The following is a 24858-nucleotide window of genomic DNA, read 5'->3' on the forward strand; positions in this document are numbered from 1 at the left end:
ACTGCAGCTTCGGACGTCGGTGAGCGGTTACTGCCGGTTTTGTCGCGGTGTCACGACACCTTTCGTGTCGCGGATTTGATCTCGTCGTCCTCGCGCCACTGGTAGTAGCGGTACTCGGTGCCGCCGATTTCGGTGACCGAAACGGTCGCTCGCTCGGGGACGCCGGCGGGCGTCTCCTCACTCCCATCGGCCGATCTCGATTCTTCCCACTCGGCGCGCTCCTCGAGGTACGCTGCGACCGCTCGCATCGTCGCGGGCGCTTCGTCCTCGAACACAGCGAGAGACTCGACCACTTCCGGATCGAGATCGGCGGGCGGGAGCGGGCGCTCATCCTCGTCGTTCATCGAGCGTGAATCGCCGGTGAAGCGTCAAAACGTCACCGCTCGCGGACGGTACCGCCGGACAGCCCCTCCCAGTCGACGCGGTAGCCCAGTCGAGAGAGCACCGCGCTCGAGTCGGTGATACCGTACGACCCGAGCGCCGATTCGGCGTCAGTCAAGTCCATGCCGCCTTCGATTTCGTCCCCGAGGTCCTCGAGCACCGCGGGACGAACGAGCGTCCGCCCGACGAGCTCGTGGTTCGGATACGACGTCTCGGACAGAGCGTCCTCGCTGACGCCGTAGGTCTCGGCCAGCGCGGCGAGCGCAACGGCGTCCTCGTCCGGCTCGATCTCGTCGGGGAGCGACGCCACGCTCTCGGCCACGAGGTCCGATTCGAACTCTCGAAGGACGTCCGCGACGTCTTTGAGTCGAACGGATCCCGAGTAGGGGATCGCGCGGTGGTCTCGAGCGGCGATTTCCTCGCCGACGCCGAGCGATTCGTCGACGGCGACGATCATGTCGACGTCCTCCAGCTGTTCGAGCTGTGCGAGTTTCTTTTCGACGTACTCGGGCGTCCAAAAGCCCATGATCTCGAGGTAGACACGGAAGTCCGCGTGGCGGTAGTCGAACGCGAAGTCGGGGATCATCACCCGCGTGCCGCTCTCTAAGGCCTCGGGTTCGCGGACGAGATCCCACTCAAGGTCGACGGCCGAAACGCGGGCGGCGAAATCCGACTCGACGCCGCTGTCGAAGCTCACGTCCACGACCGGTTCGGCGTCGGGCACCGACACCGGGTCGTCGGCAGAGAGCGACATCGTTCGCTCTGTCCCGCGGTCGTCTATTGTCGCCTCGAGTCGCCACTCGCTCGTCTTCGCGACCGTTCGCAGCAATCTGGCAAAGCGGGTTCCGTACCGCCTCGTCGCCCGAAAGAGGCGCGTCGGCCCCGTGACGACGACCTCGCGCCCCGCGGGCGTCTTCTCGATTTCGTACATCAGGCGCAGCCGTTTGATCGCCGAGATCAGCGCCTTCGGGTCGCTCGAGCGGACGCGGATCTCCGTGGCGTCGAACAGCGCCGTCTGGGCCAGCGAGAGGTTGTACTGGGCCAGCAGCTCGTCGGGGCTCCACCGGGAATCGACGCTCTCGACGATCTGTCTGTCCTCGAGGTCGGCGTACAGCGAGGCTGCGATATCGTCCGCGGAGATATCGAGAGTCTCGCCGGCCCCGACCAGCGCCATCGCGCGTTCCTCCTCGGAGGCGACCCCGCCGACGGCCTCGGCGGCTTCGAAGGCGGCTCTGCGGGCGCGGACCGGCTCGAGCGGCGCTTCGGTCTGGACCGTCGTCTCGCGATCCAACAGCGCGGCGAAGCCGCGGACCAGTTTGAACTCGTCGACCGATCGCTGGCTCGCGGTCGACGCCGACCCGCTCGACGTTGCCCCCGCAGACGCCGCCCCCGCGCCGCTGATCTCGCGTTCGAGCTCCTCGAGCGCCGACTCGAGTGCGCCGCGGGACTCGCCGACGTGGCCCTGATAGATCCCGATGACTCGCGCCGCGAGCGGACGGTGTTCGCGCTCGGCGAAGCGCGGCTGATATCGCCCTCCCGCGCGCGAGACGCGCAACAGGTCCTTCGTCAACATCCACCAACCGATCGGTACAGCGCGAGTAAAAATCGACCGGTGTGCGGTCTCGTGAGGCTCGAGTCATCGCCGCCGATCGGCTACGCGCTCCTCGCTGGTCTCCTGGCTCACGACTTCGTACAACAGCGCTCGCCCGCCGTCGTCTTTCGGTCGGAGCACTCGCCCGAGCCGCTGGGTGAACTCGCGTTCGCTGCCGCTCCCCGAGAGGACGACGGCGACGGAGGCGTCCGGGACGTCGACGCCCTCGTCGAGGACGTTCGAGGTGACCACGCGCGAGTAGGTCCCCTCGCGAAAGCGCTCGAGGATCTCGCGGCGCTCTTCGGTCCCGGTTCGATGCGTGATCGTGGGGATCAGGAATCGCTCGCTCACCTCGTAGGCCAGGTCGTTCGAGGCGGTGAAGACGATGATGCGTTCGTCGCGGTTCTCGTCGAGAATCGACTCGAGCGCCCGTATCTTCGCGTCGCTCGATCGAGTGATCTCGCGCGCACGCTGCCGGGCGAGCAGCGCCTCGCGAGCCGCGGCGTCGGTGCCCGAGCGCTTGACGAGTTCCTGGTAGTCCGAGCCGCTTTGCATCCGGATGTTCGAACTCGCGAGGTAGTCGGTGAAAATCGACTGGTTTCGCTCGTACTCCTCGCGCTCCTCGTCCGTGAGCGAGACCTCGAGACGTTTGACGTCGTAGGGCGCGAGGTGTTCGCCGGCGAGTTCGTCAACGTCGATGCTGTGGACGAGCGGGCCGACGAGGTCGGCGACCGCCTCGTGGGCGTCGTCCGGCCGTTCGAACGTCGCCGTGAGTCCGAGCCGTGCGGGTGCCGCCAGCAGCCGGGCGATGTCGCGATACCCCTCCCCGCCGAGGTGGTGGACCTCGTCGAAGACGACCAGACCGAACCGGTCGCCGACCGAATCCGCTTTCAGATAGGCCGAGTCGTACGTCGAGACGGTGATCGCCTCGAGGCGCTGTTCGCCGCCGCCGAACCGCCCGATCGGCGCGTCGAACTCGGCCTCGAGTTCCCGCTCCCACTGCTCTAACAGGTCGATCGTCGGGACCACGATCAGCGTCGGTTTCGAAAGTCGCTCGATCGCTTTCAGTCCGATGACCGTCTTGCCGCTGCCGGTAGGGAGTTCGAGGACGCCTCTCGGGGCCGGCGGGAGATCGTCGTCGGTCCGGTTCGGATCGGTCTCGAGCCAGCGCTCGAGGGCCGTCTCCTGGTACTCGCGAAGCGTGTAGGCCGACTCGAGTTGTGAGAGGGCCCCGAGCGACAGGACTCCGTCGTCGACGGTCGCGCTCGCGATTTCGTCACTCTCTCCACCGGGGCTCGCGCTCTCGCGACTGTTTCCACCGGTGTCTGCGGGGCGCTCGAGGAGAGCGCGGAGCGTCGCGTACTGAAAGGCCGGAACGCGGTGCGTCCCGGTTCGCGGGTCCGATTCGAACTCGAGTGCGGACGCCTCGTGAAGACGCGCTCGAAGCGGCGCGGAGACCGTGCCGTCGAGACGGACGGTCCCGTCTTCGTATCGCAGCCGGAGATTCGATGCGTCGGTCGATTCCGGACCCGTCACAGCCTGTCATTACGCTGGACGCACATATATCGCTCGGGAATCACACCGCGAGAACCGACGGGTCACGGGGGTTCGAGTACTCGAGCGACGCGACCCGGCGGCTACGAAAGGGCGGTGACCAGCCCTACCCAGACGCCGGTCACGCAGACGCCGACGGCCAACAGCGCGTAGTTAGCGATCGGATTGGCCGCGGGCGTCAAGTCCGCCGTGTAGTGATAGCTCGAGAGCGGGCGGAACGGCCGAATCCCCATCGGCGTGATCGCGTCCGCTAGGAGATGGGAGAGGATCGAGAGGGTTCCGACGACGAACGCGAACGGAACGATCGGGTCTGTCGTGAACGACCCCGAGTCGAGAACGAACACTGCGGCCGCCACAGCGAGAACCGCGCCGACGAGGACGGCGAACCCCACCGTGTGGGTGAGTCCGCGATGCTCGAGGAGGGGGAGATCGTGATCGCAGTCCGGAAGCGTCGAGAGCGACACGCAGACGAGGCCGCCGACGACCGCGAGCGTCTCCGACCCGGCGAACGCGACGGCCATCCCGAGCGGCGCGTACGCGAGGAGCGCGACGCCGACGTGGCCGAGCTGATACATCCGGTCAGATTACGTTCCCCGTCGGTAAGTCGCTCGCGGTCTCGCTCGAGCGTTCGTCGAGTTCACGGTTTCGGGAGTCGGGGGTCGTCGAACCGACGACTTCGCTATGGTCGTCCCCTGCCGTTGGCGTTCACAGGAGATTCGATGATTCGGGGGTTCGGGGGGAATCGATCGGTCTTCGGGGCGGAACGGCTCTCGAGTTCGAGACGTTTTCGACTTGAAAGATCTCGGACCATCGAGTCGCTGTCACCCCCTCTGAGGAAAGACCGGACAGGCGAAGAGGTGATTGCGTTGTCGACACCGGTAGTCCAGCGCGATAGCTAATCCATATTTCCAAAGAACAATGTGCTTATAAAATCCTTTGGTACCGAAGCTCTCGATTTTTACTACCGGTACGGATAGTTGGGATAGCGAGGACGAATGTACGATCATGTAATTCGGAATCCACGACGCCGATCGCTTCGGTCGAAACCGACGACGGTACGTCGCAATTTTACCCGTAAATTCCGCTGCTCGGAGGGCGACGAAACAGCGGTCGATCGCAGACACGTAGCCCGTCAGGATCAATGAGCATTATCGCGAGCGTTTCAGTACCAGCGTCGGCGTTCCCGTTCGGGCCGATACTCGAGTCCGACCTCGAGGGGCCCCTGACGATCGAAACCCAGGTTCCGACCAGCGAGGAGGTGATTCCGTACCTGTGGGTCCCCGGGTCCGCAACCGAAACCGTCCTCGAGACGATCGAAGCACAGTCGACCGTGAAATCGGCGACGCAAATAGATAGCGTTGGCGACCACGACCTCCTCAAAATCGAGTGGACGACGGCGGTGAACGGCTTTCTCGCCGCGATTCGGGAACACGATGCCATCGTCACGAGCGGGACGGGATCGGGCGATCGGTGGACGTTTCAGTTGCGGTTTCCCGCCTACGAGGATCTGTCGTCTTTTTACACCGCCTGTCTGGATCGGGACATCTCGCTGGAACTCGTACAACTGCACGAGGCGGTCGACCCCGAGCGAAACGACCGGTTCGGACTGACGGTCCCACAGCGAGAACTCGTCGTTGCGGCCTACGAGCGGGGGTATTTCGACGTCCCGCGAGCCACGACGCTCGTCGAACTCGGCGAGGAACTGGACATCTCTGATTCCGCCGTCTCACAGCGGCTTCGCCGCGGGCTCGAGTCGCTGGTCGGCTCGACGCTGGCCATCGACTCCGAGACGCCGAGCGGTCCCGTCGGACAGAACCCACACGATAGATAATCCAGTATTCGCCGAAATCGCTCGAATTAACTGTCCTCCACTCGTATTCTCGCACGTGAAAAACGTCACCGACAGGACGAGCAATCCCTTCGGCATGCGACCACCGTTCGAACGGCAGGACGCGGGGAAGCGGCCGGCCGTGTTCGGCTACGGTGACGCCAACGCCGACTTTCAGGTGATCGGCGGCTATCCCGGCCTTCACGGCGGCGAGACGACGGGCGTTCCGTTCACCGAAACAGACGCCGGCGTCGGCGTTCAGGAACTCTTTCGCGACGCGGGGTTCGTCGCCGGCCCGACGAGCGATCCCCGTCTCGAGAACCTCTTCGCGGACTACATCCACATGTGCTCGCTTCCCGACGGTCGGGAACCGACGCCCGAGGAGTACGCCGAACTCGAGCGGTACTTCGACGCGGAACTCCGGGCGATCAACGCCCACATCCTGCTCCCGGTGGGCGAACGCGCGACCGACCACGTGCTGGGCGAGTACACCACACAGCGCGGCAAACTCGACCTCGAGATGGAGAATCTCCACGCCAGTGAGATTCGCGGCCGCGGGTTCATGGTCGTCCCCATTCGCAACCCGACCGAGTGGACGGACGGCGACCGCGAGACGATCCTCGAGACGCTCGAGTCGATCCTCGCGAGCGATTACCGCCAGACGAAAGGCGTCGCGACGACCGTCGGATAGGGCGGCGGTCGACGAGGAGTCAGTCCGATCGGAAGTCGGTCAGTGAGGTCTGCCCTACCGGCAGGCGCTCGCGTTCCGAAGAGGTCGCGGATCCGTCGTCCAACCCGTTCTCTGCCCCATCATTTTTGTGCTCGACGTCACTGGTACCCGCCGAATCGGACGGCGAGTTGCCGGCAACGGAGTCGGTCGAATCGCCCCTATCACTGCCGTCCCAGCCGTCCAACTGAGCCTGATCGGCCCCAGTGAACTCGAGGTTCGCCACGCGGACGCCGAGTTTTCGAACCGGTTCCGTCTCGAACTCGGTGAACAGGTCCGCGGCGATCCGCTCGACGAGGGCCGGATCGTCCACCGGACCGGAAAGCGACTGCTCGCGCGTGTTGACCTCGAACGGTGGCAACACCGCTTTCACGCCGACGGTTCGGTACAGCGCGCCCTCTCGAGTCGCGCGATCCGCGACCGCGGCCGCGAGCGTCTCGATCCGCTCGTACTTCGGATCCGGTTCCTCGACCGCCTCGGCGAAGGCCGATTCCCGGGAGAAGCTCTTGGGCTCGCCGCGGGGCTCGACGCGTCGGTCGTCCTCGCCGCGGGCCCGGTCGTACAGCTCGCGGCCGCGCTCGCCGAACCGGTCCTCGAGCGGGCCGGGATCAGCCGCCGCGACCTCACCGGCGGTCTCGAGGCCCATCCCTCGTAGCTCTCGAGCCGTCACGGGGCCGACGCCGTGGAGCAACTCGACCTCGAGCGGTGCCAGGAACGATTCGACCTCGCCGGGCCGGACGACGGTCAATCCGTCGGGTTTGTCGAAGTCGCTGGCGATCTTCGCGGCGCTCATCGTCGGCGCGACCCCGATGCTCACCGTGACGCCGACCTCGCGCTCGATGCGGCCTTTGACGTGGCGGGCGAAGCCGTCGGCGACCTCCCAGGCGGTTCGCTCGGTCACGTCGAGGTAGGCCTCGTCGATGCTCACCTCGCGCACCACGTCGGCGCAATCGTGGAGGATCTCCCGAACGTCTGCGGCGACCGACTCGTAGTACTCCATATCGACCGGGCGGTAGTAACCGGTTTCCGACCGCTCGAGATTCTCCGTCGCCGTCGAACTGGACTCCGGACTTGAATCCGAGTCCGCGTCGGCGTCCGCGTTCGCGTCCGAAGACGAGTCGAAACCGTCTTCGAGGGCCGCGCGCCGGGGCAGTTTCTCGAGCGCAGTCGAGATGGCCTGTGCGCTCTCGACGCCGAACTCGCGGGCCTCGTAGCTCGCGGTCGCGACCGCACCGACGGTCTCCCCTTCCTCGTATCCCATCCCGACGACGACCGGTTCGCCCTCGAGTTCGGGCTCTTTGAGACGCTCGCAGGAGGCGTAAAAGCAGTCCGCGTCGACGTGTAGGACGATCCGATCGTCCTCGTCGACGGTATCGACCCCCGGCAGCCGTGGCCCGTCGTTCATCCGTTACCTATCGGTTCGTCCCCGCGGTTGTGAACGTTGCGACCGTCGGTATCCGCGCTAGAGCAGCGACGGGTGCGGTGGTCTGTATGTGAGCGTGGTTGTCGACCTGCAGGAGAAACGGTCGTATGCAGACGCGGTGGTCGATCCTCGCGGGGGTGTCTCGAGGACGATCGCCCGAACCGGATCGCCTAGCTCCGAACGTCCTCGATCTTGTCTTTGGCTTTCTCGAGCGTCGACTCGAAGGTCTCCCCTATCTCTTCGACGGATCGTTCGACGTAGTAAACCTGGTTGTCAGGGACCCGACGAACCACGTCGTTGCCGTCCTCGTCGGTCCCGTAGGCGAACAGCCAGTGGTCCTGGAAGTAGGCGATGCGGTCGTTGTCGACGGTGACGGATTCTCGCCCGTCTTCGGGCGTCTCGTAGACGATCGTCGCCGTTCCGACCTCCGTGGAACTGTGTTGATCCGGCATGGATTCTGATACGTCGATCGACCACGTAGTCGCCAAGCCTGCAAATGCAACCTACTGAATACCGTGTGGATAGTGGGCTGACTCGACCCGAACCTATCCCTTGATGTTACACACGGGGAACGTCCGCGCGACTTTGTCGCCGATCCCCAGTTCGTCCGAGACCCGAACGACTTCGTCGACGTCCTTGTAGACCCCCGGCGCTTCCTCGGCGATTGTGGCCCCGGACTGAGCCTTGACGTAGATCTGGTCCTGCTCCTCGAGTTCCTGTTGTACGTCGCCGCCCCAGTAGTCGTTTTTCGCCTGCGTTCGGCTCATCAGCCGCCCCGCGCCGTGGGCCGTCGACCCGAACGTCAGATCCATCGAGGCCTCGCCGCCACGGAGGACGTAGCTGCCGGCACCCATGCTTCCGGGGATAATCACCGGCTGGCCGACGTCACGGTAGGCCGCGGGAACTTCGGGGTGGCCCTTCGGGAACGCTCGAGTCGCGCCCTTTCGGTGGACGAACAGTTCGCGTTCCTCGTTCGCTGTGGCGTCGCTCTCCGCCGCCGGTCGGCCGTCCGGGCCGACGGTGTGGGTCTCTTTTTTCGCGATGTTATGGGCCACGTCGTAGAGTAAGTCCATCTCCATCTCCTCCCAGGATCGATCGAAGACGCGCTCGAAGACCCTCCGCGTGCGGTGCATGATCAACTGGCGGTTGACCCACGCGAAGTTGATCGCGGCGTTCATCGCGCCGTAGTAGTCCTCTGCGAGTTGCGAGCCCGCGGGTGCCGCCGCCAGTTCCTTGTCCGGCAACTGAGAGAGCAGTCCCTGATGTTGTCGTTCGATCTTTCGCAGGTAGTCGTTACACGTCTGGTGACCGAGCCCTCGAGAACCACAGTGGATCAGAACGACGATCTGGTCCTCCTCGAGGCCGAACGCCGCCCCGACCTCGTCGTCGAACACGTCGGTCACGCGCTGGACCTCGAGGAAGTGATTCCCCGAGCCGAGCGAGCCGATCTGGTTCTTCCCGCGGTCTTTGGCCTTCTGGGAGACCTTCGAGGGGTCTGCTTCCTCCCGCATTCCCTCGTCCTCGCAGTGGAGAAGGTCGTCCTCGACGGCGTGTCCGTTCTCGAGCGCCCAGTCGACCCCCCGGGCGAGGATTTCCTCCACGTCGTCGATCCCAGTTTCGACGATGCCGCCGCCGCCAAGACCTGACGGAATGTTTGCAAACAGCGAGTCGACGAGCTCTTCTTCGTGCCCTTTGACTTCGCTATAGGTCAAATTCGTCCGCATCATCCGGACGCCACAGTTAATATCGTATCCGACAGCTCCCGGCGAAATGCAGCCGTCTTCGGCGTCGAGCGCGCCGACGCCGCCGACGGGGAAGCCGTAGCCTTGGTGGCCGTCGGGCATACAGATCGCGTAGTTCGTCATCCCCGGCAGGTGCGTGGCGTTCTGCAACTGCTCGAGCGTCTTGTCCTGGCTGATCTCCTCGAGCAACGCCTCGCTCGCGAGAACCCGCGCCGGCGTTCGCATCTCGCCCTCCTGTGTGATCTCCCAGACGTGCTCCCGAACCCGCTCGAGAGTGACGCCGTTCGCGTCGAACGTGGTCATACCCGAAAATCGGACGCGGACGGTGAAAGGTGTTCGTCTCTGTACGCCGTGGCGGGTTCGGATTAGGACATTTACAGGGCCCGGCGGCTCGCCCGGCGTCAGCGGGTCACACGTCGAAGACGACGTAGGCCTCCCAGCCGTCGTCGGTCTCCTCGAGTCGCATCTCCGAGTACGTGACGGCTTTGATCTCGCGAGCGACGACCGCCGATAACGGAATCCCGCGCGCCGTCGCCTCGAGCGAGTAGGCCGCGTCGTCGATCGACTCGCCGTCGGCCGTCGGCTCGTCGGACCGCGCGACCGCGATATCCTCGACCCGGTGATCGACGGGAAGCTCGAGGCGAACGTCCCGGAGGTAGATCAGTTCGTCGACGTAATCGAAAAGCAGCGCCTCGAGGTTTTCGGCCGTCACCGAGAGCGAGAATCGCTCCCCTCCCGTCTCCGGAACGCGTTCGCACGAGGCGGCGGCGAGTCCGTCCGCGACCGATCCGAAGACCGACTCGAGACTCGGTCCGGTCGCGGCGACGGCGACGTCGGCGGTGTGGTCGCGCAGTTCGAACCCCATCGAGTGCGAGTTACTTGGCGACGAACGTATGACCATCGGTCCGACACGGGTCGCGGTGGGTCAGAACTGCCACGTTGCGGCGAGTCCAGAATCCGCTATGTCACCGTGGGATCGACCCGTCTCGTCTTCGCCTCGACCGGAGATGTCGGCTGTCAGATATTCGGGCGAGCGGTTCGCTTGCCGGTGGAATTATATTGGCGAGACTGTTAGATGAGTACAGTGAGCGTCAACATCGACAGTCGCGTCGTCACCTCGGGCAGTGACGATTTTGTCGACGAAGCCTGGCAACTCAAAGAGGAGATCAACGACAGTGTTGGCGTCCTCAAACAGCGACACAGCTTCTTCACCGACGCCTATCGCCGCTCGACGGTTCAGTTGTTCCTTCAGGAGGACGAACTGATCGGCTTCGCCGCGGTCCGGCGCGACGGCTACATCCTCTTTCTGGCCGTCTCGCCCGACTATCAGGGAGAGGGGATCGGCAAGCGACTGATCGCCCGCGTCGCACAGGAACACGATACGATCACGTGTCACGCCCGGACGACTAACGAAGGCGCACTCCAGTTCTACGAGCACCTCGGGTTCGAAATCAAGCGCCGCATCGACAACTACTACGAAGACGGCGGCGACGCCTACTACCTCAAACTCGGCTCGAGCGGCGGGATTACCGACAAGATTTCTGATCTGGTCCGCCGATAAGTATTCGATTCACTGACGCGAGTGTGATTCGCCGATAGGCTCGCGTCCGTCTGGTCAGCGAACCGCCCATGTAATCAGCGAACCGCCCGTGACCGAGCAGGCTGCGACCTGCACGTCTTCCGTGGGTTTTCGTATCACGGCCGGTGAGCGCCACCGCGACCTGTCTTTCGGCGGTTCGAGACTTTCGGGAAGATTATAGTCTCCCGTCGCAGAAACCGTAGACGAATGGAGGAGCGAACGAGAGCCTATCTTCGCGGTCGGTTCCGTGATCATTACCGCCGAACGGAGATTACGCTACCGCCCGAGGCCAACGAGCGCGAGTGGGGGTTTATCCCGTGGACCGAGGGTCCCGGAACGACGATGGTCAGACACCGCTCGCTGCTCGAGTTGGGGGACATCGAGGAGTTTCTCGTCCGCAAACGACCACAGCACGTTTACTTCTCCGCGGGGCGCTACCGCGATCCCGGCGCGGGGTCGATGACCGACAAGGAGTGGCGGTCGTCGGATCTCGTCTTCGATCTGGACGCCGATCACCTGCCGAGCGTGACCCTCGGCGAAGACTCCTACGGAGACATGCTCAGGAAGTGCAAGGACGCACTGATGCGCCTGCTCGAGTTCCTCGAGAACGACTTCGCCTTCGAGAACGTCGAAATCGCCTTTTCGGGCGGACGGGGCTATCACGTCCACGTTCGAGACGAGAACGTCCAGCACCTCGATCGGGAACACCGCCGGGAGATCGTCGACTACGTCCGCGGCATCGGCCTCGACTTCGAGAAACTGATCGAAACCGAGACGGTTGCGGGGCTCGGCCGAAAGACGCCGACGGAGCGACGGACGCTGCGGGTCGACGGCGGCTGGGGTGAGCGAATCCACGAGCACTTCATGGACTTCGTCGAGGACCTCCTCGAGATGGACGAGGAAGACGCCCTCGAGCGCTTGCAGGCCTTCGACGGCATCGGCGAGGGGAAAGCCGAGGCGACGCTCTCGGCCGCCCAGAACAACCGCGCTGGCCTCGAGGCCGGAAACATCACCGTCCACACGGCGATCGCCCAGTTGGCCGAGCGCTTCGCCGCGACCGCCGTCGAGCGGGACAACGCGCCGATCGACGAGCCGGTGACGACGGACACGAACCGACTCATCCGCCTGCCGGGGAGCCTCCACGGCGGGAGCGCCCTGACGACCTGTCGGCTCGCACCGGACGAACTCGAGGCGTTCGATCCGCTGGTCGACGCCGTCCCCGAAACGTTCACCGGTCACGAGGTCGCGGTCGACGTCGAGCGCGGCGGCGAGATCGAACTCGGGGGCGATATCTTTACAGTCCGGGAGGGTGACCAGTCACTACCAGAGTACGTCGCCATGTTTCTCATGGCGCGTGGTCGCGCCGAAAAGGAGAAAGAATGAATCTCGACGAACTACGCTCGGTCCAGAGCAAGGAGCGCCAGAAGGATAGCCTCCAGAACCTGCGCCCCTCGTTCTATCAGGAGGTCGGCGAGTACATTTCAGACCTCGAGGACAGACGTGACCGCGCGGCCGCCGAGGCGGAGGACCCGTTCTCCTCGCCGGAAGTGAGCCGGCTCACGGACGAGATCGAGACCGCCAAGGACGTCGTCGAGGCCATCTACGAGCGCCGGATGGGCAAACTCGTCAAGCAGGCGAGTCTCTCCGCGGCCGGCATGGCGGCGAACGACGAGGGCCTTACCGCGGAGGAAGCGGACCTCTTCGACGACCTCGTCGATCGCATCCAGTCGAACAAGACTCGAGTGCTCGACGTCCTCGAGGGCGTCGACGCACCCGCGGACGAACTCGATGAGCAGGGGCCGAACGCGACCGACCGGCCGAACGCGTCAGACCAATCGACCGAGTCGACCGCCCAGTCCGATCGCGAGTCGTCCGACACAGCGCCGCCGGCACCGCCAGAGACGCCGCCAGCAGACCTCGAGCCGTCGGATTCCGGCCCCGCGAACCGGCCGACGACCGAGGACGATTCGGCGACCGCCGAATCGAGCGGCGTCAGCGCCGCGGACGTGATGGGCGGCGACCCGCCGGAGCCGGCGACGCGGTCGGACGCTCCGGATTCGTCGGCCGATGACCCGATGCACGAAGATTCCGCGGCGGACGAGGCGTCCGAAGCTCCGGCGACCGACGGCGGCGCAGCGACCGCCTCGAGCGGCGAACCTGCTGTCGACGACGCGACGACCGACGACCCCTCGCTCGAGCGCCTCACCGTGAAGATTACCGAGGACGTCGGCTCGATCCTCGGCGTCGACGATCGTGAGTACAGCCTCGCGGCCGACGACGTGGTGACGCTGCCCGAGCAGAACGCGACACCGCTGGTCGAGCGCGAGGCGGCCGAACAGCTCGACTAAATCGCCGCGTCGACGAGTACGGTACGAGCAGACCGTTGCGAGGGAACTTTTCCGTGTCCCATAATTCGTTCGAGACGCAATCACCTCGAGTTACAGCTTTGGCGCGCATGCGCGGCGTCCGAGCCGCCGTCGGCGAGAACGCCGCGCCGATCCGCGAGGGGCGAACGAGCGCAGCGATGCCGTGAGCGGCGCGAGTGAGTCGGTTGGGAAGGGCGAGGCGATAGCCGGCTGATGAGGCTGGGCCTGCGGGAGAGGCGGTGATGGACTGGCGAGGCCGTCGGCGGCTGGCGAGGCGTTGATCGGTTGGAACGCGACGGGCCCGCCGAGGACGAGCGACGGGCTCCGCGGAAACGATCGCGGAACCGTCGGCTCGCGGGCCGGGCCGAATCACAATACATACAACCGCGCTCCCCAAGTCGGTTCCATGCTCGACGTTGGCGACGACGCACCAGAGTTCGAACTCCCCAACCAGCACGGCGAGACCGTCCGGCGATCGGACTTCGACGGCCAGCGGCTCGTCGTCTACTTCTACCCGCGCGCGAACACCGACGGCTGTACGACCGAAGCCTGCGGCTTCAACGACGCGCTCGAGCGATTCGACGACGCGGACGTCGCCGTCGTCGGGATCAGCGACGACTCCGTCTCGGACCTCGAGAAATTCGCCGACGAGTACGACCTCGAGTTCGATCTGCTCGCAGACGAGATGGGTGAGGTGGCGACATTGTACGAGTCCTACGGCGAGAAACGGATGTTTGGCAACACGTTCGACGGCGTCTTTCGCAACACCTACGTCGTCGGCCCTGACGGAACTATCGACGCCGTCTACGAGGACGTGACGCCCGACGGCCACGCCGAGGAACTGCTCGAGGATCTCGCGGACCGACCGGTCGCGCGGTGCGACTGAGCGCCGCCCCGTTTTTCGAACTCGAGTCTCGCGGCGTTCGTCTCGGAGGATCGATTCCGGCTCGAGGGGCCGTTTCCGTCTCGAGAGATCGTAGGAACGGGAAAACGTCCGAACAGCGCAAAAACGCGAACCGCAGGAAAACGTGAACTGCGGGAAAACGCGAACCGCACTCGAGCGGCTTACTGGAAGGTTCGACCCAGCTGGTCGCTTTCGCCGCTGGGTTCGGCCTGCTGGAACTCGTCTTCGAGCTCCTCGTAGCGCTCTCGCGTCTCGGGGGTCACGCTCGGCTGGACCTCCTCGAGGGCATGTTCGAAGTGTTCGCGGCCGATTCGAACGTTACCGATGCTCTCTGCCATCTCGTCGGGATCGACCGAGTTGATGAACTCGCGGCTGGCGGCCATCGAGGCCTCGCGACAGACGGCCTCGATATCGGCGCCGACGTAGCCCTCCGTCTCGGCGGCGAGCCACTCGAGGTCGACCGCGTCGGCAAGCGGTTTGTCGCGCGTGTGGACCTCGAAGATCCGTTCGCGGCCCTCCTCGTCGGGGACGGGGACGTGGACGTGCCTGTCGAGGCGACCCGGTCGGAGCAGGGCGCTGTCGATCAGATCCGGTCGGTTGGTCGTCGCGATGACGACCACGTCCTCGAGTTCCTCGAGGCCGTCGAGTTCGGTCAGCAGTTGGCTGACGACGCGCTCGCCGACGCCCGAGTCGGTGGTGTTTCCGCCGCGTTCGCCGGCGATGGAGTCGATCTCGTCGAAGAAGATCACGGTCGGTGCGTTCGACCGCGCCTTCTCGAAGACCTCTCGGACGCCCTTCTCGGATTCGCCGACGTACTTGTTGAGCAGTTCGGGCCCCTTGATCGAGATGAAGTTCGACTCTGCCTCGTTGGCGACCGCCTTCGCGAGCAGCGTCTTGCCCGTTCCGGGCGGCCCGAACATCAGGACCCCCTTCGCGGCCTCCATGTCCATCGCCTCGAACACGTCGGGGTAGTCGAGCGGCCACTGGATGGTCTCTCGAAGCCGCTCTTTGGTGTCTCCCAGCCCGCCGACGTCGTTCCACGTAACGTCGGGAACCTCGACGAAGACCTCTCGAAGCGCCGACGGCTGGATTCCCTTGAGCGCCTCCTTGAAGTCCCGTTCGGTGACCTGCAGGCTCTCGAGGACGTCCGCGTCGATCTCGTCCGACTCGAGGTCCAGCTCGGGTCGGATCCGGCGAAGCGCGTTCATCGCGCTCTCGCGGGCGAGGCTCTCGAGGTCCGCGCCGACGAAGCCGTGGGTGTTCGCGGAGTAGTGCTCTAGGTCGACCGAGTCCGAGAGCGGCATCCCGCGCGTGTGGACCTGCAGGATCTCCTTGCGGCCCTGCTTGTCCGGGACGCCGATCTCGATCTCGCGGTCGAACCGACCGCCGCGACGGAGCGCGGGGTCGATGTCGTCGATGCGGTTGGTCGCCGCGATGACGGTAACCCGTCCGCGCTCCTCGAGACCGTCCATCAGCGAGAGCAGCTGTGCGACGACGCGCCGTTCCACGTCACCGCCGGCTTCCTCGCGCTTCGCGGCGATCGAGTCGAGTTCGTCGATGAAGATGATCGCCGGCGCGTTCTCCTCTGCCTCCTCGAAGACCTCCCGGAGTTGTTCTTCTGACTCGCCGTAGTACTTCGACATGATCTCCGGCCCGGAGATCGTCTCGAAGTGGGCGTCGATCTCGTTGGCGACCGCCTTCGCCATCAGCGTCTTCCCGGTGCCCGGCGGCCCGTGCAGGAGGACGCCTTTCGGCGGCTCGATGCCGAGTTGCTGGAACAGCTCGGGATGGCGCATCGGCAGCTCGATCATCTCGCGCACCTGGTCGAGTTCCTCGTCGAGGCCGCCGATGTCCTCGTAGGTGACGTCCGGAACGCCCTCGGACGTCCCGCCCGGTCCCGACGAGATCTGCTCTGCGGGAGTCTCGGAGATCTCGATTTCGGTCGAGTCGGTGATGACGACCGTGCCCGACGGCGAGGTGCTCGCGATCTTCAGCGGGACCGACTGACCCGAACTGGACATCGGTCCGAACGACAGCGAGAACGGCACCGTCTGTCCCTCGGTGACGGCCTGACCGCTCAGTTTGTCCCGGACGAGCGGTCCGATGTCGCCCCGGATGCGGAGATTCTGCGGGAGCGCGACGGTGACGCCCGTCGCGGGCTTGACGTCCGCCTTCTCGACGGTGACGGTGTCGTCGATCCCGACGTTCGCCTCCTGGCGTAATCGCCCGTCGATCCGGACGACGTTCCGCCCTTCGTCCTCGGGGTAGCCGGGCCAGACGCGGGCGACCGACTGGCCGTCGCCCTTGCCGTCGATCGTGATGTAGTCTCCGTTCTCGAGGTCGAGCTCGCTCATCGAGACGCGATCGATCGCTGCGAGCCCGCGGCCTGCGTCTTTTTGCTTGAGGGGTTTGACGGTGAGCTTCATGCGTTGTCCTCCAGTTCGATAGTGAGCACGCCGTTTTTGATAAACGTGTGCGCATCCGTCTGTTCGACTGGTAGGTCGAACTCGTACTGCTCGTCGTCGGCGACGACGATGACGGTGCCATCGACGAGGTCGACCGACGGCTCGGGCACGGCGGTGCCGAGGTCGACCGCGATGACCGACCCGTCGTCGTACTCGTATTTGCGAGCGAATTGATCGCTCGTTAATTGCGCTGTATCCATTGTAACTAACCCTAAGTTAGGCATGCTAGTATTTATATCTTTCGCCGACAAATCGCCGGAAGGGATCGAGGTAGCGGAAAAGACATTGCACGCAGTTCCGTCACCCGGTACTGCCACACCAGACGCGTTCTCGCAAGCCGACGCGAACTCGGGTATTTATGCGGGTCGTTATCCTTTGACACTGTATGGACACGGTCACCCATCACGGACGGGAGACGGCCTTCGTCGCGACCGCCGGTGAGCGCTCCGACGAAACGATCTGTTTCGTCCACGGCAGCGGAACGTCACACACCGTCTGGGAGTTTCAAAACTCGCTATCGGACCGGTACGACCTCGTCTCGCTCGATCTGAGCGGCCACGGCGCGTCTGACGACGTTCAGGCCGACGCCGGCTACGCGACGCTGTCTGCCTACAGCGACGATCTGCTCGCCGTCGTCGAGGAGACAGACGCCACCGCCGTCGTCGGGAGTTCGCTCGGCGGTGCCGTTACCCTCCACGCGCTGCTCGAGCGATCCTTCGAGCCCAACGCGGCGATCCTGACCGGAACGGGCGCGCGAATGGGCGTCCTCGAGGATCTGCTGGCCTGGCTCGAGTCGGATTTCGAACGGGCCATCGAGTTCCTCCACGAACCCGATCGACTCTTTCACGATCCGAACGCGGAACTGCTCGAGGCCTCTCGCGAACGAATGCGCGAGTGCGGGCGACGGACGACGGCGCGGGACTTTCGCACCTGTCACCGCTTCGACGTGCGCGCTGATCTTGGCGAAATCGACGTCCCCACCCTCGCGGTCTGTGGCGAGTATGACCGGCTCACGCCGCCGTGGTATCACGAGTTCCTCGCGGACGAACTGCCGGACGGCGAGTACGTGACCATCGACGACGCGGCACACCTGCCGATGCTCGAGCGACCCGACGCGTTCAACGAGGCGCTGGACGACTTCGTAGCGTCCCGATAGGTGGCCACGCGGCGATTCGGCGTCTCGCCCTCGTTCGGTCCCGTCCGAAAACTAGTAGATGTCCCCGAGATCGCCCTCTTGATGGCTGTGCTCTTCGGCCGGGAACTCGCCGTCCTCGACCGCGGCGACGTACTCGTCGACGGCCGACTCCATCTCCGAGCGAACGTCGCCGAACTGCTTCGAGAACGACGGCGTCCACTCGCTCAGACCGACCGCGTCGTGGAAGACCAGTACCTGCCCGTCGCAGTGGGGACCGGCACCGATACCGATCGTCGGAATGTCGATTGCGTCGGTTATCGTCTCCGCCAGATTCGAGGGGACGTGCTCTAACACCAGCGAGAACGCGCCCGCATCCGCGTGATCTTCGGCGAGTTCGAGCATCCGATCGGCGGCCGCCCGGTCCGTCCCCTGACGCGGGTAGCCGCCGTATTGGTTGACGTGCTGCGGGGTCAATCCGAGGTGTGCCATCACGGGGATGCCGAGTTGGACCAGCCGCTCCGTGATACCGACCGTGTGCGGACCGCTCTCGAGTTTCACCGCGGACGCGCCCTCCTCTTTGAGCATCCGGCCGGCGTTTTCGATCGTGTCGGCCTCGTCGACACCGAAGGAGAGAAACGGCATGTCGGCGACCACGAGCGCCTCCTCGGTGGCTCGAGTCACGGCACCGACGTGGCTGGCCAGTTGATCGACGTCCACCGGAACCGTCGTCTCGTAGCCGAGGGCCGTGTTGGCCACGCTGTCGCCGACGAGAATCACGTCGACGCCCGCTTCGTCGACGATTTCGGCCGTCGGTGCGTCGTATGCGGTCAACATCGTAATGGGCGTCTCGCCCATCTGCTCGCGCAGATCCCGTACGGTTACCATACTCCATTCCTTCGTGGCCGTTCATTAAACCTCACCGCTCTGCTGTCGGACAGTCGAACGCTTCCCGTCGAACGACTCTCGTACCATCGAACGGCTCTTGTCCCGCCGAACGGACCGCCACGTGCTCGCGCGGACCAGCGCTCTCGCGTTCTATCGGGCGGAACAACCGATTCCCGCGGCACTTATTAGGGCTGCACGGCGATGCTCACTCGTGCCAGAACCCGTCGAAACCACCTCGCCCGACGGCGTCGACTTCGGTTGGGTGATGCAGGTCACGTTCGTCCTGACCATCGCCGTCGGCGCGCCCATCGTCGCGCTGCTCTCGACCACGGCGGACCTGACGAGTTGGGGGGCACGCGCCGAGTTCGCGATCCGCGTCGGCGCGCCCATCTGGGTCGTCACCGCGCTGTCGGTGTTCGCGTACGCGAAGCGTACTCAGGAGTAACGGCGTCAGGAGAGGTCGGTTTCGGTACAACCGGAGGAGACGGCGATCAAGCAGTCGCACAATCAACGCCCCGGAATCTGCGATCAGCGATCCGGCACCCGCTCGTCGACGTATTCGAAGTCGACGCCCGCGCGCCGGGCCGCCTGCTCGTCTCGTTCCGAGTCGCCGACGAACAACGCCGCCTCCGGCGTACTCGAGAGCAATCGAATCGACTCGAGCAACGGCTCCGGATCGGGCTTTCTCGCCGGAACCGTATCGCGGCCGACGACCGCGCCGACGGCGGCCTCGAGGTCGTGTGCCGCGAGCGCGAGCCGACAGGCCGCCTCGCAGTTCAGCGAGCAGACGGCCACGGCGACGTCTCGCTCGAGGAGTTCGTCCGCTCGAGCGAGTCGCGTGGATCGGCGCGCGCCCTCGCGTTCGTGGTCGGCGATCGCGGTCTCGACCGCCGCGGCGATGCCCGCGCCGTCCGCTCTCTCGAGGAGAGTCCAGAGGTCCGTCGCCGGCGGTTCGACGCCCTCGGTGTCGTAGACGTCGAGCACGTCGGTCCGGACGGCGTCCCAGTCGACGGCGAGGTCGACGACCGTCCCGTCTAGATCGTACACGACCGCGTCGTACTCGCTCACGATGGCTAGTATCGACCCGACCCGAATAGCGACTTCGGTTCCGGTCGGGATCGGCGGCGCAGTCCCGCGGGTAGTGAGGATAGCTCGATTCCCGAAAAAATAGCAGCGGACACCAGTTCGACTAATCGTCGTCGGCCGCCTGTGCCTGCTGTTCGTTGATGTGATCGACGATCGATTCGGTTTCGGTTTCGAACTCCTCGTAGTCCATTTCCGCGCCGTGTAACACCGTCGAGAAGTATCGAACGTCGCCGGCGAGCGCGAACGCTTCCGCTAACTCCGCCTCCGTTACCTCCTCGAGTTTCGCCTCCTCGCGGTGGAAGTGGATGCAGTAGGGACACTGGATCGCAGCGCTCGCGCCGACTCCGACGAGCGCCTTCTCCCGTCGGGTAAGGTCGGTTTCTTCGAGCTGGAGATCGCGGACGATGTTCCAGCTGTGATCGGCGGCGGCGTCGGGCAGCGCCTCGATCCAGCTTGGAACCACGCCGAGATACTCCTGAATCTCGTCTGCTGTGTCGTTGGATACCATTTCGTCTCCTCCTCCGAGACGGATCTCGTCGCGGCCGCGGTCGCCTGACGACCGATTGCGGGCGGCGGGCCTCGAGATCCGTTCGTCTCTATGTCCGCCAGCGCGAAGTACCTGACACGCTCTTCTCCGCCGCGAACTGTCGTGATTCTAGCGGCTCTCCGGTCAGAGCCAACGATGGATTCGGCGGGACCCAACGCGAATCCGACCAACCATAACGACGAATCTTATGGGAGACAACGCCGAAAGCGGACGGATCAACCCCGAAACGGCGGGATATAACCGATGACAGGATCGCGAGCTCGCCGCCTGCCTCGTCGCCGTCCGGAGAGCGGACATCGAATGCCCCATCCTTGGGATTTTTGCGCGTCGACGCCCTACGCGGCGTATGCAGTTCTGCGACGAGTGCGGTTCGATGATGAAAGCCGACGGCGATCAGATGGTCTGTACGAACGACGAGTGTGGTCGCTCGAACGACCGCGACCGGGAGCGCGAGTCAGCGTTCGTCACGACGGAGGCCCAGACTGACGACGACGTGATCGAGTCGAGCGAGGAGGCGAACTTCGAGGGCAAACCGATCGCGACGGACATTGTCTGCGACGAGTGTGGCAACCAGGAGGCCTGGTACGAACTCAAACAGACCGCCTCGGCCGACGAACCGCCGACCCGCTTTTTCAAGTGTACCGACTGCGGCTACCGCTGGCGCGAGTACAACTGACCGGCGACCTACTCGACGCGCGGTTTGTCGAGGCAGCCGTGGATACCGTCGCCGAGCCGGACCTGCGGCTTCCACCACTGTTATGGCCCAGCGACGACCACTCGAGGTATGAGCGACGAGGAGCGCCACCGCCAGAGTCGCCTCGTAACGGACGAGGACGGGGCGTTCGACGCCGAACGCGCTCGAGACGAGTCCCTGCCGGTCGAGGACGGCGAGGTCATCGACACGGACCAACTCGCCGATCATCAGCGGTATCTCGAGGGACGGGGCATCTACGACGAACGGAACCGGGTCAACGACCTGACCGGTCGGGAGTGGAAGTACGCGACGAAATCCGTGATCGCCGAGGGGTACCCGCCGGACGTCCAGCACGACCTCCGCAGCGAACACGGCGGCCAGAAGCCGCCGCGACTCTGTGCGGAGTTGATCGGACGGTTCAGCAAGGCCGGCGACACAGTCCTCGACCCCTTCGCCGGCGTCGGCGGCACCTTGCTCGGCGCGAGTTTCTGCGAGCACGAGGGAACGGGGTCGCGCGACGCCATCGGCTTCGAGCGGAACCAGCGCTGGATCGACGTCTACGAGAACGTCCTCGAGCGAGAGAACGACGAGCGCCGCGACCGGGGCGAACCGCCCCTCGAGACGCAGGATCTGCGCCACGGAGATTGTGCATCTCTGATCGAGGAGATCCCGGACCGGTCGATCGACCTCCTGCTCACCGACGTTCCGTACTGGCACATGGACGAACTCGAACAGACCCGAAACGAGCGGGCGACTCGAGCGAGCAAACTGGGATCGTTCGACGCCGAGCGGGCGGGTGACGACGACTCTGGCGAGGAGGATACCGATTCGGGCGAGTTCAACCAAGACCGAGCGAACGATGCCGACGGAGTGGTAGACTCCGATGGAGCGCCGGCAGAGCAGACGAAAGCGGAGTGGCTCGCGGATATGGGCGAGAAGTTCGCCAAGTTCGCGGCGACCGTCAAATCGAATGGCCACCTCGTCGTCTTCATCGGGGATATGTATCGCGAGCAGTCCTACGAGTTCCTCTCGGCCGACCTCGCGCGCGCCGTCGAATCCGCGGCCCCCGTTCGACTGGTCGCCAACCTGATCTGGTACGATCCCTCAAAGGACCTCCACGTCTACGGTTACCCGTTCTCGTACGTCCCGTCGATGGTTCACCAGAACGTGCTCGTCTTCAGGCCGGATCGATCGGAGTGAGCGGAATCGACGGATCGCCGACGGACATTTCCTCGCCGTCTGACGATCGTCACGCAATCGTCTGACGCAGTTTTATCATGTATCGAACCAACGAATCAAACAGGCGCGCATCGCGTGACGGGTACCAATCTCCCCCCATCCTCCCGTCGGCGCGCCTCCCCCCATTCGCTCCCCACTTTACTCACCTCCACTTTCGGCTCGGATGTGCGTGTGAACTAACGACTCGAGAGACGAGACATCGACCCATGAGAGACGAGACAGTGACAGCCGAACACTCGACGGGCGGAACCGACGACGCCACCGTTCGTCGAAGGAGAGAACGCTAACTCGAGGCGGGCGAGAGGGTCGTTCGGACCTCCTCCGCCGACTCGGTTTCCGTGATGATGGCGACTTCGTCGCCGGACGCCAGTTCGGTGCCGGGGAGCGGGATGGTCAACGGGTCGGTCGCGCGCCCGTGGGCGTAGATTCGGGCGTTGCCGGGCAACTCGAGTTCGCTGATTCGCTTTCCGACGGCGTTCGAGCCGTCCGCGATCTCGACGACCGTGAGTTGCAACGATTCCGTGAGGTCCGCGACGACGTTGAAATCGCCGCCGAGCAACGCGGTTTTCGCGCCGGCCGCTCCGAGACGCTCGGGGTAGACGATCTCATCGACGTCAGCCGCGTACTTCTCGTAGATGTCCTGTCGGTAATCCTCGTCGATGCGCAACACGGTTCGACACCCGTGGTGCGCGCCGACCATGCACGCTGCGAAGTTGACGTTCAAGTCGGGCGTGAACGTGCCGATGGCGTCTGCGGTGTCGATTCCCGCGTCCAGTAGGACCGCTTCGTCCGCGCCGTCGCCGTGGACGGTGTCGAACCCGTCGCCGACGGCTCTGTCGATCCGGTCGGAATCGTTATCGACGACGACGACGTCGTGTCCTTCCTCCGAGAGAACGCGCGTCGTCCGCGATCCCACGCGACCGTACCCAACGATAACAAACCTCATGGTATGCCGTACGTGGTGGACGGTCAAATACGTTGGTCCCAGTGCCGTAGTTGGTCCCAGTACCACGGTTGGTTCCATACCGGAGGGTGCTCCCCTACTCGAGGGCGGGCGCTCGAACCGACGATCCACCGGTTCCTCGAGCGACCCAGATCTACGGCATATGCACGAACGTGCAATAGTAGTGGCCAGTCGAGACAGGAAGCGTTAACTTACCGGTGTCGCTATGCTCGTTCATCCAACATGGGGGCACGTGAGACGATCGCGGAGTTCTTCGGCTTCGACGAGTACGGCACCGATCTCAGAACCGAGTCGATCGCGGGACTCACGACGTTTCTGGCGATGGCGTACATCATCGTCGTGAACCCGAGCATCCTCACCGATGCGATCCTCTACAATCACGCTACCGGCGAGATCCAATCGTCGACGATGATACAGGGGACGGAGTACACCGCGAACGAACTCTTCCAGATGATCGCCGTGGTCACCATCCTGGCCTCGGTCGTGGCGATGGTGGTCATGGCACTGTACGCGAACCGGCCGTTCGGACTCGCGCCGGGAATGGGACTGAACGCCTTTTTCACCTACACGGTGGTCCTCATCCTCGGCGTTCCGTGGGAACTCGCGCTCGCTGCGGTCTTCGTCGAAGGGGTCGTCTTCATCGCACTGACCGCCGTGGGCGCTCGGAAGTACGTCCTCGAGTTGTTCCCCGAACCCGTCAAATTCGCCGTCGGCGCGGGGATCGGCGTCTACCTGCTGTTTCTCGGATTGCAGGAGATCGAACTGGTCGTTCCACACGACGATACGTTCATCACGCTCGGAAACGTCCTCCAGAGCCCGGTCGCGGCCCTCTCGCTGGTCGGGCTCACTGTCATGCTCTTGCTGTACGCCCGCGGCGTCAAGGGCTCGATCGTCATCGGCATCGTGTCGACGGCTATCGCCGGCTGGGCGCTGACGCTCGCCGGCGTCGTTCAACCCGACGTGCTCACGCCGGAGGGATCGTACGACAGCGTGACGAACGAGGGGATCGTTTCGATGCTCGCGTCGGTTCAGTACGACTTCACGCCGCTGTTCTGGGGATTCGTCGACGGGTTGGGCATGATCACCGAGGATCCGCTGGTGTTCGCCATGGTCGTCTTCACGTTCTTCTTCGTTGATTTCTTCGACACCGCCGGGACGCTCATCGGCGTCTCCCAGATCGGCGGCTTCCTCGACGAGGACGGCGACCTGCCCGAGGCCGAGAAACCGCTCATGGCCGACGCGGTCGGGACGACCGTCGGCGCGATGATCGGCACCTCCACGGTGACGACGTTCATCGAATCCTCGACCGGCCTCGAGGAGGGCGGCCGAACCGGGTTCACCACGCTGGTCGTCGCCGGCTTCTTCGCGCTCTCGTTGCTGATCGTTCCGTTGATATCCGCGATTCCGCAGTACGCGACCTATCTCGCGCTGGTCGTCGTCGGGATCATCATGCTCCAGGGCGTCGCCGACATCGACTGGAATCACCCGGCGTGGGCGATCTCCGGCGGCCTGACGATCACGATCATGCCGCTGACGACGTCGATCTCGAACGGCCTCGCGGCGGGAATCATCACCTACCCGCTGGTCAAGTCCGCGGTGGGCGAGTACCGCGACGTCTCGCTCGGCCAGTGGCTGCTCGCGATCTCGTTCATCGTCTACTTCGTCGCCTACTTCGCGGTGCAGGCCGGAATGGTCGCCTTCTGAGACGCCACCGGTCGGTACCAGTCGGCTATTGTCCTCGTTTTCGA

The 24858-nt window shown here is 64.6% G+C and carries 26 protein-coding genes; 12 read left to right on the forward strand and 14 right to left on the reverse strand.

The features are described from left to right. Window positions 1-50: 50 nt before the first annotated feature. The 4 genes from BM348_RS04940 to BM348_RS04955 all read right to left on the reverse strand — a co-directional run bounded on the left by BM348_RS04940 (window position 51) and on the right by BM348_RS04955 (window position 4101). Window positions 51-344 carry a hypothetical protein gene (locus BM348_RS04940; protein WP_092902557.1) on the reverse strand — a complete coding sequence of 98 codons (294 nt, stop codon included), beginning with the start codon at window positions 342-344 and terminating at the stop codon, window positions 51-53. Between the two features lie 32 nt (window positions 345-376). Continuing rightward, window positions 377-1954: a DUF790 family protein gene (locus tag BM348_RS04945; RefSeq protein ID WP_092902559.1), complete on the reverse strand. Its 1578-nt coding sequence runs from the start codon at window positions 1952-1954 to the stop codon at window positions 377-379. Window positions 1955-2017: 63 nt separating this feature from the next. After that, window positions 2018-3508, reverse strand: coding sequence for a DEAD/DEAH box helicase family protein (locus BM348_RS04950; protein ID WP_092902561.1), 1491 nt, complete (start codon window positions 3506-3508; stop codon window positions 2018-2020). A 101-nt stretch (window positions 3509-3609) separates the two neighbouring features. Next, a complete protein-coding gene (locus BM348_RS04955) occupies window positions 3610-4101 on the reverse strand; it encodes a metal-dependent hydrolase (RefSeq protein WP_092902563.1) in 492 nt (163 codons plus the stop codon). Between the two features lie 566 nt (window positions 4102-4667). On the opposite strand from BM348_RS04955, the gene BM348_RS04960 reads away from it, so the two are divergent. Both BM348_RS04960 and BM348_RS04965 read left to right on the forward strand, forming a co-directional pair. Then, window positions 4668-5357: a helix-turn-helix domain-containing protein gene (locus BM348_RS04960; protein WP_092902565.1), complete on the forward strand. Its 690-nt coding sequence runs from the start codon at window positions 4668-4670 to the stop codon at window positions 5355-5357. A 55-nt stretch (window positions 5358-5412) separates the two neighbouring features. Continuing rightward, complete coding sequence (locus tag BM348_RS04965) at window positions 5413-6045, forward strand: uracil-DNA glycosylase family protein (protein WP_175507107.1); 633 nt, start codon at window positions 5413-5415, stop codon at window positions 6043-6045. A 19-nt stretch (window positions 6046-6064) separates the two neighbouring features. Here BM348_RS04965 and BM348_RS04970 read toward each other — a convergent pair whose 3' ends face one another. The 4 genes from BM348_RS04970 to BM348_RS04985 all read right to left on the reverse strand — a co-directional run bounded on the left by BM348_RS04970 (window position 6065) and on the right by BM348_RS04985 (window position 10111). Then, window positions 6065-7486, reverse strand: a complete 1422-nt coding sequence (locus BM348_RS04970) for a DNA polymerase Y family protein (protein WP_092902567.1) — start codon at window positions 7484-7486, stop codon at window positions 6065-6067. A 188-nt stretch (window positions 7487-7674) separates the two neighbouring features. After that, entirely contained in the window at window positions 7675-7956 is a 282-nt protein-coding gene (locus BM348_RS04975; protein WP_092902569.1) for a hypothetical protein, read from the reverse strand. A 93-nt stretch (window positions 7957-8049) separates the two neighbouring features. After that, window positions 8050-9549: an RtcB family protein gene (locus BM348_RS04980; RefSeq protein ID WP_092902571.1), complete on the reverse strand. Its 1500-nt coding sequence runs from the start codon at window positions 9547-9549 to the stop codon at window positions 8050-8052. 106 nt (window positions 9550-9655) lie between these two features. Further along, window positions 9656-10111 carry an archease gene (locus BM348_RS04985; protein ID WP_092902573.1) on the reverse strand — a complete coding sequence of 152 codons (456 nt, stop codon included), beginning with the start codon at window positions 10109-10111 and terminating at the stop codon, window positions 9656-9658. Window positions 10112-10330: 219 nt separating this feature from the next. Here BM348_RS04985 and BM348_RS04990 point away from each other — a divergent pair, with 219 nt between their 5' ends. The 5 genes from BM348_RS04990 (at window position 10331) to bcp (ending at window position 14077) form a co-directional block, all read left to right on the forward strand. Next, on the forward strand, window positions 10331-10807 hold the full coding sequence (locus BM348_RS04990) for a GNAT family N-acetyltransferase (RefSeq protein ID WP_092903623.1): 477 nt from the start codon (window positions 10331-10333) through the stop codon (window positions 10805-10807). Between the two features lie 225 nt (window positions 10808-11032). After that, complete coding sequence (gene priS / locus BM348_RS04995) at window positions 11033-12208, forward strand: DNA primase small subunit PriS (RefSeq protein WP_092902575.1); 1176 nt, start codon at window positions 11033-11035, stop codon at window positions 12206-12208. Beyond that, the gene (locus BM348_RS05000) at window positions 12205-13173 is read left to right on the forward strand and encodes a DNA replication complex subunit Gins51 (RefSeq protein WP_092902577.1); all 969 of its coding nucleotides are present in this window, start codon (window positions 12205-12207) and stop codon (window positions 13171-13173) included. The genes priS and BM348_RS05000 overlap by 4 nt, the downstream gene beginning before the upstream one ends. Window positions 13174-13226: 53 nt before the next feature. Next, window positions 13227-13358 (forward strand): hypothetical protein, encoded by a 132-nt coding sequence (locus BM348_RS22160; protein ID WP_281244667.1) that lies wholly within the window; start codon window positions 13227-13229, stop codon window positions 13356-13358. A gap of 239 nt (window positions 13359-13597) precedes the next feature. After that, window positions 13598-14077: a thioredoxin-dependent thiol peroxidase gene (gene bcp, locus BM348_RS05005; RefSeq protein ID WP_092903625.1), complete on the forward strand. Its 480-nt coding sequence runs from the start codon at window positions 13598-13600 to the stop codon at window positions 14075-14077. 179 nt (window positions 14078-14256) lie between these two features. Here the strand turns inward: bcp and BM348_RS05010 are convergent, their stop codons facing one another. Together BM348_RS05010 and BM348_RS05015 are read right to left on the reverse strand one after the other, a co-directional pair. Beyond that, window positions 14257-16521, reverse strand: coding sequence for a CDC48 family AAA ATPase (locus BM348_RS05010; RefSeq protein ID WP_092902579.1), 2265 nt, complete (start codon window positions 16519-16521; stop codon window positions 14257-14259). Continuing rightward, complete coding sequence (locus BM348_RS05015; protein WP_092902581.1) at window positions 16518-16760, reverse strand: DUF7127 family protein; 243 nt, start codon at window positions 16758-16760, stop codon at window positions 16518-16520. Before BM348_RS05015 ends, BM348_RS05010 begins: the two co-directional genes overlap by 4 nt. Window positions 16761-16945: 185 nt before the next feature. Between BM348_RS05015 and BM348_RS05020 the strand changes: the two genes are divergently transcribed. After that, on the forward strand, window positions 16946-17716 hold the full coding sequence (locus tag BM348_RS05020) for an alpha/beta fold hydrolase (protein ID WP_092902583.1): 771 nt from the start codon (window positions 16946-16948) through the stop codon (window positions 17714-17716). 51 nt (window positions 17717-17767) lie between these two features. On the opposite strand, the gene panB is transcribed toward BM348_RS05020, so the two are convergent. Further along, complete coding sequence (gene panB, locus BM348_RS05025; RefSeq protein ID WP_092902585.1) at window positions 17768-18580, reverse strand: 3-methyl-2-oxobutanoate hydroxymethyltransferase; 813 nt, start codon at window positions 18578-18580, stop codon at window positions 17768-17770. 211 nt (window positions 18581-18791) lie between these two features. Between panB and BM348_RS05030 the strand changes: the two genes are divergently transcribed. Continuing rightward, window positions 18792-19025 carry a DUF5822 domain-containing protein gene (locus tag BM348_RS05030; RefSeq protein ID WP_092903627.1) on the forward strand — a complete coding sequence of 78 codons (234 nt, stop codon included), beginning with the start codon at window positions 18792-18794 and terminating at the stop codon, window positions 19023-19025. A gap of 83 nt (window positions 19026-19108) precedes the next feature. On the opposite strand, the gene BM348_RS05035 is transcribed toward BM348_RS05030, so the two are convergent. Further along, window positions 19109-19648 (reverse strand): HAD family hydrolase, encoded by a 540-nt coding sequence (locus tag BM348_RS05035; protein ID WP_092902587.1) that lies wholly within the window; start codon window positions 19646-19648, stop codon window positions 19109-19111. 121 nt (window positions 19649-19769) lie between these two features. Beyond that, a complete protein-coding gene (locus BM348_RS05040) occupies window positions 19770-20174 on the reverse strand; it encodes a carboxymuconolactone decarboxylase family protein (RefSeq protein ID WP_092902589.1) in 405 nt (134 codons plus the stop codon). A 385-nt stretch (window positions 20175-20559) separates the two neighbouring features. On the opposite strand from BM348_RS05040, the gene BM348_RS05045 reads away from it, so the two are divergent. Together BM348_RS05045 and BM348_RS05050 are read left to right on the forward strand one after the other, a co-directional pair. After that, window positions 20560-20889 carry a transcription factor S gene (locus BM348_RS05045; protein ID WP_092902591.1) on the forward strand — a complete coding sequence of 110 codons (330 nt, stop codon included), beginning with the start codon at window positions 20560-20562 and terminating at the stop codon, window positions 20887-20889. Between the two features lie 108 nt (window positions 20890-20997). Then, complete coding sequence (locus BM348_RS05050) at window positions 20998-22107, forward strand: DNA methyltransferase (protein WP_092902593.1); 1110 nt, start codon at window positions 20998-21000, stop codon at window positions 22105-22107. 322 nt (window positions 22108-22429) lie between these two features. Here BM348_RS05050 and BM348_RS05055 read toward each other — a convergent pair whose 3' ends face one another. After that, window positions 22430-23092, reverse strand: a complete 663-nt coding sequence (locus BM348_RS05055) for a potassium channel family protein (protein ID WP_092902595.1) — start codon at window positions 23090-23092, stop codon at window positions 22430-22432. Between the two features lie 240 nt (window positions 23093-23332). Between BM348_RS05055 and BM348_RS05060 the strand changes: the two genes are divergently transcribed. Next, window positions 23333-24814 carry an NCS2 family permease gene (locus tag BM348_RS05060; protein WP_092902597.1) on the forward strand — a complete coding sequence of 494 codons (1482 nt, stop codon included), beginning with the start codon at window positions 23333-23335 and terminating at the stop codon, window positions 24812-24814. The last annotated feature ends 44 nt before the right edge of the window (window positions 24815-24858 follow it).

The organism is Halostagnicola kamekurae, assembly GCF_900116205.1.
GTDB classification, from domain to species: domain Archaea; phylum Halobacteriota; class Halobacteria; order Halobacteriales; family Natrialbaceae; genus Halostagnicola; species Halostagnicola kamekurae.